The sequence below is a fragment of the Enterobacter cloacae complex sp. IR5458 genome (assembly GCF_049238025.1).
Classification (GTDB): Bacteria; Pseudomonadota; Gammaproteobacteria; order Enterobacterales; family Enterobacteriaceae; genus Enterobacter; species Enterobacter kobei.
On the sequence record NZ_JBMKIF010000005.1, the window covers coordinates 70,775 to 82,754 of the forward strand.

Consider the following 11,980-nt stretch of genomic DNA (forward strand, 5'->3'; position numbering starts at 1 on the left):
CAAGCCTTAATACGCTTGCCTAAGAAACATTGCCGCCATGAAGTTTATCATTAAATTGTTCCCTGAAATCACCATCAAAAGCCAATCTGTGCGTTTGCGCTTTATTAAAATTCTCACCGGGAACATTCGTAACGTATTAAAGCACTACGACGAAACGCTCGCCGTGGTGCGCCACTGGGACCACGTTGAAGTCCGTGCGAAAGACGAAAACAAACGTCAGGATATTCGCGACGCGCTGACCCGTATTCCGGGGATCCACCATATTCTGGAAGTGGAAGACGTCCCGTTCAGCGATATGCACGATATCTTCGAGAAAGCGCTGGTTCAGTACCGCGATCAGATCGAAGGCAAAACCTTCTGCGTACGCGTGAAACGTCGCGGTAAGCACGAATTCAGCTCCATTGAAGTGGAACGTTACGTTGGCGGCGGTTTGAACCAGCACGTCGAGTCTGCGCGCGTGCGTCTGACGCACCCGGACGTGACGGTTAACCTGGAGATCGAAAACGATCGCCTGCTGCTGGTGAAAGGGCGTTATGAAGGTATCGGCGGTTTCCCGATCGGCACCCAGGAAGATGTCTTGTCTCTGATCTCCGGCGGCTTCGACTCCGGCGTTTCCAGCTATATGCTGATGCGCCGCGGCTGTCGCGTCCATTACTGCTTCTTTAACCTGGGCGGTGCGGCGCATGAAATCGGCGTTCGCCAGGTCGCGCACTACCTGTGGAACCGTTTCGGCAGCTCCCACCGCGTGCGTTTTGTGGCGATCAACTTCGAGCCGGTGGTGGGCGAAATTCTTGAGAAAGTGGACGACGGCCAGATGGGCGTTATCCTGAAGCGCATGATGGTACGTGCGGCATCCAAAGTGGCTGAGCGCTACGGCGTGCAGGCGCTGGTCACCGGCGAAGCGCTGGGGCAGGTCTCCAGCCAGACGCTGACCAACCTGCGTCTGATCGACAACGTCTCTGATACGCTGATCCTGCGTCCGCTGATCTCCCACGATAAAGAGCACATCATCGATCTGGCACGTGAAATCGGCACCGAAGATTTTGCCCGTACCATGCCGGAATACTGCGGTGTGATCTCAAAAAGCCCGACCGTCAAAGCGGTGAAGGCGAAGATCGAAGCCGAAGAAGAGCACTTCGATTTCAGCATCCTGGATAAAGTGGTGGCGGAAGCGTCCAATATTGATATCCGCGAAATCGCCCAGCAGACCGAGCAGGACGTCGTCGAAGTGGAAACCGTAAGCGGTTTCGGCGCTAACGATGCGATTCTGGATATCCGCTCTATTGATGAGCAGGACGACAAGCCGCTGCAGGTGGAAGGCGTTGAAGTGGTGTCGCTGCCGTTCTACAAGCTGAGCACCAAATTTGGCGATCTCGACCAGAGCAAAACGTATCTGCTGTGGTGTGAGCGTGGGGTGATGAGCCGCCTGCAGGCACTGTATCTGCGCGAGCAGGGCTTTGCGAATGTGAAGGTGTATCGCCCGTAGTTTTTTGCCCGGGAATGCGGCCTGATGCCCTCACCCCGGCCCTCTCCCGCGGGGAGAGGGAGAAAACATAAAAAACGGCAACCTTTGGTTGCCGTTTTGCTTTAACCTGGCGCCACCCGGCTTTTTTACGCACTACTCTTCATAGTAGTTATAAATTCCCGCCGGCATCACCAGCGATGATGCCACCTCGTACGCTTTTTCGCGCCCGACCAGCAGGTCAATAATCTTCAAACCAAAATCAATCGCGGTGCCGGGGCCCTGGCTGGTCAGCAGGTTGACGCGTGGATCCCACACGACGCGTTTGTCCACCCACTGGTCTTCCGGGATGGTCTGCTTCAGACCGGGGTAGCCGGTCATATTGCCGATAGGGAAAATATCGTGCGGAACCAGCACTGTTCCGGCGGCGGCACAGATGGCGGCGACGATACGACCCGATAAGTGGAACTGACGCACGGTCTCGACCAGCAGCGGGCTGTCGCGAAAATATTCCGCACCCTTCAGGCCACCGGGCAGGACGATGATGTCGTAATCCCCGTCGGCCACCTGCACAAGCGGCGCATCCGCAAGCAGTTTCACGCCGCGCGAGCAGGTCACCGCCAGACTGCCATCGCTGGCAACGCTGGCGACCGTCACCTCAATACCGCCGCGCACCATCAAATCAATCGTGGTGACCGCTTCTATCTCTTCGCTACCAGGGGCGAGGCAGATCAGTGCCGACGCGCTCATATTCACTCTCCTTACGTTTAACCAGGTCATACAAACGGGCGTTTTCCGGCACGGCGATGCCATGTGCACGGGCACGTTTTAGCAGATAGCCGGTAATGTAGTCGATTTCTGTGTGGCGCAATGCCCGGACGTCCTGCAACATTGAGGAGATATTTTCTGCCGTACTCTCAATAACCTGCTCGACATAACCGCGCAAATCCTCTGCCGAGGTATGCAAGCCTTCCCGCTCAATGACCGACGCGACTTCAGCACACAGTGATGCAACCTCCTGCGGATGGTTTTTCAGCTCCCCATTCGGGCAGTTCCACAGTGCCGTCAGCGGATTGATCACGCAGTTCACGGCCAGCTTGCGCCAGAGTTGAGGGCGAATAGTGTTATGCCAGGCGACGTCCGGCAATACCTTCTGCAGCACATCGGCAAGATAACTGTAGTCGCCATCCTGTGTTCTGGCCGGTCCCATATGGGTCACGCCGCTGGCGACGTGCACGATGATGTTGCCGTCGCGACGGGCTGCGTGCGTGGTTGTCGCCATCAGCAGGGGCTGAGGGATGCCTTTCAGCTCATCAATGGTTCCCATGCCGTTATGCAGCAGCAGTATAGGGGAAGTGGAGGGGAGTTGCGCAGCCAGCGTCTTCACCGCGTCTGAGACCTGCCACGCTTTAAGCGTCACCAGTAACAGGTCACTTTGCGCCAGGAAATCGGGATCGTTCGCGGTGAGGGATTCGTTAAAGATGCTTCCGTCTTCACCAATCAGGTTTACACTGCAATAGGGCTGGGGCACGCGCAGCCAGCCCTGAACCTCATGTCCGTGCTTGCACAGCGCGGTCAGCCATAGCTGACCAAGCGCTCCGCATCCGAGCACTGTAATTTTCATTGTTCCTCCTCACCTGCAACTGCGCCAGGTGTTACAGCTTAATTATACAGCTAAGCTTCTGTTGAGTTATGCCTCGTAGCGGGTATTATGCAACGCAACAAAAGTGAAGGGAGAAGAAAAGATGCCATCTTTCGATATTGTTTCCGAAGTTGATATCCAGGAAGTTCGCAACGGCGTTGAGAACGCAACCCGCGAAGTTGAGTCACGTTTCGATTTTCGTAGCGTTGAGGCGTCGTTTGAGCTGAACGACGCAAATAAGACCATTAAGGTGCTGAGCGAGTCTGATTTCCAGGTGAATCAGCTGCTCGACATTTTGCGCGCCAAGCTGTTAAAACGCGGCATTGAAGGGACCTCTCTGGATGTGCCGGAAGAGTTTGTGCACAGCGGTAAAACCTGGTTCGTTGAAGCTAAACTGAAGCAGGGCATTGAGAGCGCGGTGCAGAAGAAGATCGTGAAGCTCATTAAAGACAGCAAGCTGAAGGTGCAGGCGCAGATCCAGGGTGAAGAGATTCGCGTCACCGGCAAGTCCCGCGATGACCTGCAGTCCGTGATGGCGCTGGTGCGTGGCGGCGATCTGGGACAACCGTTCCAGTTTAAAAACTTCCGCGATTAATACCCAAAAGCCCGGTTCAACCGGGCTTTTTTCATGCTTTCAGGGCCTGCTCCACTTCGAAGCGGTTGGTCATTTTGCTGTCTATCTTGACGTAAGCGCTGCGCTCTTCCGGGACAATCAGGACCTCCGTCACACCCTCTTTTGCTTCCAGACGCTGTTTCAGCGCGTCGCTAATCTGAACATCATCCGGGATTTCTACCCGCAGGCTGCTCACGTAGCGCGGCTCTTTCATGGTACTGGCGACCAGCAGCCAGACTGTCGCCAGCAGTGCGCCCGCGAGAAACACGGTTTGAGAGTCAAACAGACCGTCCACCCAGCCGCCAAGCGAGCCGCCAATGGCCACGCCGAGGAACTGGCTGGTGGAGTAGATGCCCATCGCCGTGCCTTTGTAACCGGCAGGGGACTCTTTGCTGATCAGCGACGGCAGCAGGGCTTCCATCAGGTTAAACGCCAGGAAGAACAGCTGCACGCCGGCAATCAGCTCCCAGAAGTGCGGGCCGGCACCCCAGAGCACAATCTCAGCTATCAGCAACAGTGCTACGCAGCCAATAAAGACGCGCTTCATCTTGCGCTTCACTTCAGCATAGATAATGAATGGCACGACGGAGACAAATGAAATCAGCATCGTGACCAGATAGATTTTCCAGTGCTCGGCTGCCGGGAAGCCCGCAGCGGCCAGCTGGCCGGGAAGGGCGACAAAGGTCGACATCAGCAGGATGTGCAGACACATAATGCCGAAGTTAAGCTTCAGCAGGCGTGGCTCAACCAGCACTTTGCTGAAGCAGCCCTTTACCATTCCCGATTCACGGTTGAGGACGTGGTTTTTGCTGTCCGGGACGACCCACAGGGTTAAGGCAATACCGAGGGTTGCCAGCACGGCAATCATCCAGAACAGCGCGTGCAGGCCAAGCGCATGGGTGATTATCGGGCCCAGTACCATCGCAATGGCGAAGGTGACGCCAAAGCTAACGCCGATGAACGCCATCGCTTTAGTCCGGTTCTGTTCGCGGGTGAGATCGGACAACAGCGCCATCACGGCGGCAGCAATCGCGCCGGAGCCCTGAAGGGCGCGGCCAAGAATAATTCCCCAGATGGAGTGGGAGAGGGCGGCAATCACACTGCCCAGAACAAAAATAAGCAGGCCACCGACAATCAGCGGCTTGCGGCCAACCCGGTCAGAGAGCAGGCCAAACGGGATCTGGAAGACCGCCTGGGCCAGACCGTAAATGCCAATGGCCAGACCAATCAATGCCTCGCTCGCCCCCTGCAGCGCCATGCCGTAGGTGGTCAGAACAGGCAGGACCATAAACATGCCGAGCATCCGTAGCGAGAAGACAGTCCCTAAGCCCCAGGTCGCGCGTAGCTCGCCTGGCGTCATTTTATAATCGTTCATTACCACCTCAGTTCAAAAGCAGGCCATAGTGTAGTGCGGGGAAGGGGCGGGGTAAATAAGGGCTTATTTAACAAATATTACATGCGTTATTAATTGATTTTGTGAATAAAAAAGGGTGCCGAAGCACCCTTTTATTAACCTGTTGTCGCTTACCAGACGTAAGTCAGCAGGTTGTGCGAATCTGGCACCATGAAATCCACGGACATCATCACGGACAGAGAAGTGATGGCGACAATGGAGAACACAAACAGCTTACGTGCCCAGACTTTGTCATCTTCCACTTTGTATCCGCGCAGCGCCATGCCAAGCCACCAGACGCTCACCGCAGCCGCTACCGCCAGATATTTATACCCGGCGTAACCACCCAGAGAGAGCATCAGCGTTGCCACGGCAAAGGCGATGATGTAAAGCGTGATGTGGTTCTTGGCAACAGAAATGCCCTTCACGACCGGCAGAACCGGGATGTTCGCTGCCTGATAATCCTTAAAGCGGAAAATCGCGATGGCATAGGAGTGCGGCATCTGCCACAGGCTAAAGATAGCCAGCAGGATCAGCGCACCGCTGTCGAACTCGTTCGTGACGGCGCAGTAGCCAATCACCGGCGGCGCAGCGCCGGAGAGAGAACCAATCAGCGTGCCGTAGACGGAGTGACGTTTCATATACAGGCTGTAGACGCCCACATAGACCACGAACCCCATCACCCCTAGCCAGCAGGCCAGTGGGTTAGCACCAAACCACAGCAGCATAAAGCCAGCAATACCCAGCAAGGTGGCGTACACCAGCGAGACGGAAGGGGCGATCAGGCCTTTCACCAGCACCCGATTTTTGGTCCTTTCCATCTTCTTGTCGATATCCATGTCGATGTAGTTGTTAAATACACAACCGGACGCAACAACCAGTGACACACCGACCAGCGTGTAAATAAAGAGGGCGTAATCAATGCTGCCTTTAGAGGCCAGCAGGAACCCTCCGATCACGGAGATCAGGTTGCCAAAGATGATGCCTGGTTTCGTTACTTGCAGGTATTGCTTAAACATACTCGCCGCTCTTAGTGAACCATCATGTTGTAGTTGAGGTTCCACATAATCCAGATGGAACCGACTACCAGGATAGCGATGATAATCACGGTAAAGATAAAGGCCGTCATGTTCCAGCCTTCATCGGACTTGGTGTTCATGTGCAGGAAGCAAACCAGATGCACCAGAATCTGAATCACCGCGGTCACCAGGATTGCTCCCAGGATAACCGGTTTAGACGCAGAACCGCTCATCACCATCCAGAACGGGATCACCGTCAGGATGATCGACAGGATGAAACCTGTCATGTAGGTTTTTACGCTGCCATGGGAAGCGCCATGATCGTTAGAATGACTCATTACATCGCCCCCATCAGATAGACAACAGAGAACACACAGATCCACACCACGTCCAGGAAGTGCCAGAACAGGCTCAGGCACAGGATACGGGTACGGTTAGTGCTGGTCAGGCCGCGACGGGAGATCTGGAACATCAGTACTGCCATCCAGATCAGACCCGAGGTCACGTGCAGACCGTGGGTACCGACCAGCGCGAAGAACGCGGACAGGAAGCCACTGCGATCCGGACCAAAGCCTTCCATAATCAGGTGATGGAATTCATAGATTTCCATCCCGATAAATCCAGCACCAAACAGCCAGGTCAACGCCAGCCAGGAGACAACCTGGCTCTTGTTGTTTTTGTACATGGCGATAGCCGCCATGCCGTAGGTGATAGAGCTGAATAACAGCAGTGCGGTTTCAACCAGAACGAACGGCAGTTCAAAGATGTCCTTGCCGGTCGGGCCGCCCGCTGTGCCGTTCACCAGAACGGCATAGGTCGCGAACAGACAGCAGAACAGAATGCAGTCGCTCATCAGGTAGATCCAGAAACCGAAGACTTTGGTCGGTCCTGTATCGTGGTGCGCATGTTCATGCGCGTGGGCAGTTGAGTGCGCCAGAGTATCAGTTGCCATTTTTCAGCCCCGCTTTAGAAATCTCGTCGAAATGCTGATTTTCCAGCTTTTCAACTTCACGGACTGGTACGTAGTAGTCCACGTCCTCGTCAAAGCTCTTCACAATCCAGCTGATTACGATGCCAGCGAAGCCAACAATCGCCATCCACCAGATGTGCCAGATCATTGCGAAACCAAATACCGTAGCGAAGGCGGCAATGACAATGCCCGCACCGCTGTTTTTCGGCATATGGATCTTTTCGTAATGAGCAGGTTGCTTGTACGCTTCACCTTTTTCTTTCATTTCCCAGAATGCGTCACGTTCATGAACCTGCGGCACGATGGCAAAGTTATAGAAAGGCGGTGGAGAAGAGGTCGCCCACTCCAACGTACGGCCACCCCATGGGTCACCGGTCAGGTCACGGTTCTGATCGCGGTCGCGAATAGACACGTAGAACTGAATCAGCTGAGACGCGATACCGCAGGCAATCAGCACCGCACCGCCCGCTGCAACCATCAGCATTGGGTGGAACTGCGGATCGATCTGCTGGCTCAGACGACGGGTCATACCCATGAAGCCCAGCACGTACAGCGGCATAAATGCCACGAAGAAGCCGATGATCCAGAACCAGAACGCGCGTTTACCCCATTTCTCGTTCAGCGTGAAGCCGAACGCTTTTGGCCACCAGTAGGTTACGCCCGCGAAGCAGCCGAAGACCACGCCACCGATGATAACGTTATGGAAGTGCGCAATCAGGAACAGACTGTTGTGCAGAACGAAGTCAGCACCTGGTACCGCCAGCAGTACACCGGTCATCCCACCTACGGAGAAGGTCACGATGAAGCCGATGGTCCACAGCATCGCTGAGTGGAACACGATACGGCCCTGGTACATGGTGAACAGCCAGTTGAAGATCTTCACCCCGGTCGGGATGGCGATAATCATGGTGGTGATACCGAAGAAGGCGTTTACGTTCGCGCCCGCACCCATGGTGAAGAAGTGGTGCAGCCAAACGATGAACGACAGAACGGTAATACACACGGTTGCCCACACCAGAGAGGTGTAACCAAACAGACGTTTACGCGAGAAGGTTGCTGCGATTTCGGAGAACACACCGAAGACAGGCAGAACCAGGATGTACACTTCCGGGTGACCCCAGGCCCAAATCAGGTTGATGTACATCATCATGTTGCCACCCATATCATTCGTGAAGAAATGGGTGCCCAGGTAGCGGTCCAGGGTCAGCAGCGCGATGGTGACGGTCAGAATTGGGAAAGAGGCAATAATCAGGATGTTGGCGCACAGAGATGCCCAGGTAAATACCGGCATCTTGAACATGGTCATGCCAGGGGCACGCATCTTGATAATGGTCACGAAGAAGTTGATACCGGTCAGGGTGGTACCGACACCGGAGAGCTGAAGCGCCCAGATCCAGTAGTCAACGCCAACGCCCGGACTGTACTCAATTCCTGATAGCGGCGGGTATGCCAGCCAGCCGGTCTGCGCGAATTCGCCCACACCCAGTGACAGGTTAACCAGGATAACGCCGACAACCGTGAACCAGAAGCTCAGGTTGTTCAGGAACGGGAACGCCACGTCGCGCGCGCCGATTTGCAGCGGAACGACCACGTTCATCAGACCGATAACCAGCGGCATCGCTACGAAGAAGATCATGATAACGCCGTGAGCGGTAAAGATCTGATCGTAGTGGTGCGGCGGCAGGAAGCCGGCTTCACCCGCAGAAGCGAGTGCCTGCTGGCTACGCATCATGATCGCATCCGCAAAGCCACGAATTAACATGACGATACCGACGATGCAGTACATGATACCGAGTTTTTTGTGGTCAACCGAAGTCAGCCACTCGTTCCACAGGTAGCTCCACTTACCGAAGTAAGTGATCAGGGCCAGTAAGGCCGCGCCACCAATGATAATTGCAGCCACCGTAACCACGATAATCGGTTCATGGTAGGGCACTGCATCCAGTGTCAATTTTCCGAACATTTTCTTCCTCGGCCCCTTAGTGAGCGGTTTCCGCGTGGCTCATGTCCATGCCTTCCATACCTTCATGCGCGCTGTGCTCGCCTTCAGGCTGGGTCATGTCCATGCTCTTGCCGTGATCCATAAATTTGCCAATGACATCTTTGAACAAATCAGGTTTCACATTAGAGAAGTACTCCACCTTGTTGTATTCGCTAGGTGCAGCCACTTTTTCGAACGCCGCCATGTCAGACATGGTGTTTGGAGACTGCTTCGCTTTTTCAACCCACTGGTCGAAAGCGGCACGGTCTGGCGTTGCAATAGCTTTGAACTTCATACCTGAGAAGCCCGGGCCGCTATAGCTGGCGGAGATACCATCATAGGTGCCTGCTTCATTCGCGATCAGATGCAGGTTAGTCTGCATACCGGCCATCGCGTAGATCTGGCTACCCAGACGTGGGATGAAGAAGGAGTTCATTACGGAGTTGGAGGTCACTTTGAACTGAACCGGAGTGTTCGCCGGGAAGGCGATTTCATTCACGGTAGCAATACCCTGCTCTGGATAGATGAAGAACCATTTCCAGTCCATGGAGACCACTTCAATGGTAATAGGTTTCTCATCGTGAACCAGTGGTTTGCTTGGCTCAAGTGCGTGAGTGGTTTTCCAGGTCAGTACGGCAAGGAACAGGATGATCAGAATAGGTACCGTCCAGACCACAGCTTCCACTTTATTGGAGTGTGACCAGTTAGGGCTATACTTCGCATCTTTATTGCTCGCACGATACTTCCAGGCGAAACCAACAGCCATCAAAATGGCAGGAATAACCACAATCAACATCAGGCCAAAAGCCGTCAGTATCAGTGAACGTTGTTCCAGTCCAATCTGTCCTTTGGGGTCTAGTAGTGCAGAATCGCAGCCACTGAGTAATACAGTGCCCGCGAATAATGACAACCATCCCAAACTTTTATTGTATTTCCCGAGTCTCATTTAACGACCTCAATTCCACGGAGTCTGGTGGCGTTTAAAGTGTGCGGGCATTTTACGGGAAGGTTACATTACTGTAAACATCATTAGGCCTGTGTCAGGAAGGTGTTACCGGGTTCTGCCGCACGTGTCACAAGTGTTGCAAATTATGTCGGTTTTTATGACAGAAGCCGCATGGCGTGGGCTTTATAACGAAAGGACCCCCAAGCATACCCTAAAAGGGGCAATTGGTATAACCATTGTTAAAAATAAACAAAAAATTAACAATTAATTATCAATAAAAAGACATCTAAAAAACGAAAAATCAAACTATCGGATGCTGAATCGTTTTATGAAAAATAGCGTTTTGGAACTGGAGCCAATAATTTCCAAATCCTATCCCGCACAAAACAACAAATATTTTTTTGGGGGGCCGCTGGCTATTTCGCCGTTATAATTTCGGTTAGTGATTACAACGGGAAATAACCTTTCGCATTTTTCTTCAGGTCATCTGCGTTTTACGCAACGCCATGAAATCGAGCAGACCCCCGGTCAGGATCCCGGCAATAGCCAGCAGGGCGCCAGCGTCCAGCAGAAGCGCTTCGAACGGGAGTGCCAGTGACGTGCTGGCGTTAATAATCAGCACCACAAGCCAGAGTGCCAGAGCAACGCAGCCCACCATTAACAGACGTAACGCAAAACGGTAGGCGGTATGATATTCGGTGCGCGGCATAAAGTGTTCGGTCCGCTGCGTATATTCCAGCGTCTGACGGCAGACCAGCAGCAATAAAATTCCCGGCACGGCAGCCACGACAGAGAAGAGATAAAACGTTGGCCAGCCGTGGGCTTCCACGAACCAGCCCGCAATCGGTCCAACGTACACGCGACCCACGGCAGAGAGCGCCGAGAGCAGCGCAAACTGCGTAGCGGAAAATGATTTATTGCAAAGCGTCATCAACAGGGCAACAAATGCCGCGGTGCCCATGCCGCCGCAGAGGTTCTCGAAGAACACCGCCGCGGCCATGCTGATCATATGTTTGTCGGTAATCGACAGCAGCCAGTAGCCCGCGTTAGAGGCTCCCTGAAGGATGCCGAAAATCAGCAGCGCGCGAAACAGGGTCAGGCGCTGCATCAGCACGCCGCCATACAGCGCGCCCATAATCGTCGCAAACAGTCCCAGCGTTTTGTTTACCACACCCACTTCACCGGCATCAAAACCGACACCGCGTATCAGGAAGGTGGTGGTCAGGCTCATGGCGAACGCATCCCCCAGCTTATAAAGGACGATGAGCAGCAAGATCAGCCAGGCATTGTTGCGACCAAAAAAGTCGCGCAGCGGTTCGGCCACGGCCTGCTCCAGCGAGCGGGGGACCGGAATGACATCGCTCGGTTCGGGAGCAAAGATCGTCGCGATAATGCACGGGATAAGCAGGGCGGCCATCAGCCAGTACATACCCTGCCAGCCGAGGTAACGGTCAGCCAGCCACAGTGCCAGTCCCCCGGAGACCAGCATCCCGAGGCGATAGCCCAGCACGCTGATTGCGGCACCGGCGCCGCGCTCTTCCGCAGGCAAAACGTCCGTCTTCCAGGCGTCAAAGACAATATCCTGGGAGGCGGAACAGAAGGCAATCACGACCGCAAGCGCGGCCATCCAGCGAAGCTGTGTGGTCGGCTCAAGAAAACCCATCGCCGCAATGGCCAGCAGCAGCAAGACTTGCGTCATCACTAACCAGCCGCGACGACGTCCCAGGAAAGGTGGCGTGTAGCGATCCATGACCGGAGACCACAGGAACTTAAAGACATAGGCCTGACCGACGAGCGAGAAGAAACCGATGGTTTTGAGATCGATATTCTCGACCGTCATCCACGCCTGAAGCGTGCCGGAGGTGAGCGCGAGAGGTAAGCCCGAGGCAAAGCCGAGGATCAGCAGAATCGCTGATTTCGGTTGCTGGAAAATGCGTAAGTAATGGCTGGACAT

At 54.4% G+C, this 11,980-nt stretch carries 11 protein-coding genes; 2 read left to right on the plus strand and 9 right to left on the minus strand.

Features of this window, described 5'->3' with window-relative positions; genetic code table 11:
- The first annotated feature begins 37 nt into the window (after window positions 1–37).
- Window positions 38–1,486 carry a tRNA uracil 4-sulfurtransferase ThiI gene (gene thiI / locus ACOTYN_RS05645; RefSeq protein ID WP_014882764.1) on the plus strand — a complete coding sequence of 483 codons (1,449 nt, stop codon included), beginning with the start codon at window positions 38–40 and terminating at the stop codon, window positions 1,484–1,486.
- 132 nt (window positions 1,487–1,618) lie between these two features.
- On the opposite strand, the gene yajL is transcribed toward thiI, so the two are convergent.
- Entirely contained in the window at window positions 1,619–2,212 is a 594-nt protein-coding gene (gene yajL / locus ACOTYN_RS05650) for a protein deglycase YajL (protein WP_071922540.1), read from the minus strand.
- The gene (gene panE, locus ACOTYN_RS05655) at window positions 2,175–3,086 is read right to left on the minus strand and encodes a 2-dehydropantoate 2-reductase (protein ID WP_014882766.1); all 912 of its coding nucleotides are present in this window, start codon (window positions 3,084–3,086) and stop codon (window positions 2,175–2,177) included. Before panE ends, yajL begins: the two co-directional genes overlap by 38 nt.
- 121 nt (window positions 3,087–3,207) lie before the next feature.
- On the opposite strand from panE, the gene ACOTYN_RS05660 reads away from it, so the two are divergent.
- Window positions 3,208–3,699: a YajQ family cyclic di-GMP-binding protein gene (locus ACOTYN_RS05660; protein ID WP_071922539.1), complete on the plus strand. Its 492-nt coding sequence runs from the start codon at window positions 3,208–3,210 to the stop codon at window positions 3,697–3,699.
- A gap of 31 nt (window positions 3,700–3,730) precedes the next feature.
- Here ACOTYN_RS05660 and ACOTYN_RS05665 read toward each other — a convergent pair whose 3' ends face one another.
- The 7 genes from ACOTYN_RS05665 to ampG form a co-directional block, all read right to left on the minus strand.
- Complete coding sequence (locus ACOTYN_RS05665; RefSeq protein WP_023332232.1) at window positions 3,731–5,092, minus strand: MFS transporter; 1,362 nt, start codon at window positions 5,090–5,092, stop codon at window positions 3,731–3,733.
- A 149-nt stretch (window positions 5,093–5,241) separates the two neighbouring features.
- The gene (gene cyoE, locus ACOTYN_RS05670; protein ID WP_014882769.1) at window positions 5,242–6,129 is read right to left on the minus strand and encodes a heme o synthase; all 888 of its coding nucleotides are present in this window, start codon (window positions 6,127–6,129) and stop codon (window positions 5,242–5,244) included.
- Between the two features lie 11 nt (window positions 6,130–6,140).
- Window positions 6,141–6,467 (minus strand): cytochrome o ubiquinol oxidase subunit IV, encoded by a 327-nt coding sequence (locus ACOTYN_RS05675; RefSeq protein ID WP_006176899.1) that lies wholly within the window; start codon window positions 6,465–6,467, stop codon window positions 6,141–6,143.
- Entirely contained in the window at window positions 6,467–7,081 is a 615-nt protein-coding gene (locus ACOTYN_RS05680; protein WP_008503324.1) for a cytochrome o ubiquinol oxidase subunit III, read from the minus strand. Before ACOTYN_RS05680 ends, ACOTYN_RS05675 begins: the two co-directional genes overlap by 1 nt.
- A complete protein-coding gene (gene cyoB, locus ACOTYN_RS05685; protein WP_071922538.1) occupies window positions 7,071–9,062 on the minus strand; it encodes a cytochrome o ubiquinol oxidase subunit I in 1,992 nt (663 codons plus the stop codon). Before cyoB ends, ACOTYN_RS05680 begins: the two co-directional genes overlap by 11 nt.
- Window positions 9,063–9,078: 16 nt before the next feature.
- Complete coding sequence (gene cyoA / locus ACOTYN_RS05690; protein ID WP_014882770.1) at window positions 9,079–10,026, minus strand: cytochrome o ubiquinol oxidase subunit II; 948 nt, start codon at window positions 10,024–10,026, stop codon at window positions 9,079–9,081.
- Between the two features lie 478 nt (window positions 10,027–10,504).
- Complete coding sequence (gene ampG, locus ACOTYN_RS05695) at window positions 10,505–11,980, minus strand: muropeptide MFS transporter AmpG (protein WP_047624466.1); 1,476 nt, start codon at window positions 11,978–11,980, stop codon at window positions 10,505–10,507.

Excerpts from the sequence above, each read along its gene's own strand:
- thiI (WP_014882764.1), top strand. The coding sequence starts at position 38 with ATGAAGTTTATCATTAAATTGTTCCCTGAAATCACCATCAAAAGCCAA.
- yajL (WP_071922540.1), bottom strand. The coding sequence starts at position 2,212 with ATGAGCGCGTCGGCACTGATCTGCCTCGCCCCTGGTAGCGAAGAGATA.
- panE (WP_014882766.1), bottom strand. The coding sequence starts at position 3,086 with ATGAAAATTACAGTGCTCGGATGCGGAGCGCTTGGTCAGCTATGGCTG.
- ACOTYN_RS05660 (WP_071922539.1), top strand. The coding sequence starts at position 3,208 with ATGCCATCTTTCGATATTGTTTCCGAAGTTGATATCCAGGAAGTTCGC.
- ACOTYN_RS05665 (WP_023332232.1), bottom strand. The coding sequence starts at position 5,092 with ATGAACGATTATAAAATGACGCCAGGCGAGCTACGCGCGACCTGGGGC.
- cyoE (WP_014882769.1), bottom strand. The coding sequence starts at position 6,129 with ATGTTTAAGCAATACCTGCAAGTAACGAAACCAGGCATCATCTTTGGC.
- ACOTYN_RS05675 (WP_006176899.1), bottom strand. The coding sequence starts at position 6,467 with ATGAGTCATTCTAACGATCATGGCGCTTCCCATGGCAGCGTAAAAACC.
- ACOTYN_RS05680 (WP_008503324.1), bottom strand. The coding sequence starts at position 7,081 with ATGGCAACTGATACTCTGGCGCACTCAACTGCCCACGCGCATGAACAT.
- cyoB (WP_071922538.1), bottom strand. The coding sequence starts at position 9,062 with ATGTTCGGAAAATTGACACTGGATGCAGTGCCCTACCATGAACCGATT.
- cyoA (WP_014882770.1), bottom strand. The coding sequence starts at position 10,026 with ATGAGACTCGGGAAATACAATAAAAGTTTGGGATGGTTGTCATTATTC.
- ampG (WP_047624466.1), bottom strand. The coding sequence starts at position 11,980 with ATGTCCAGCCATTACTTACGCATTTTCCAGCAACCGAAATCAGCGATT.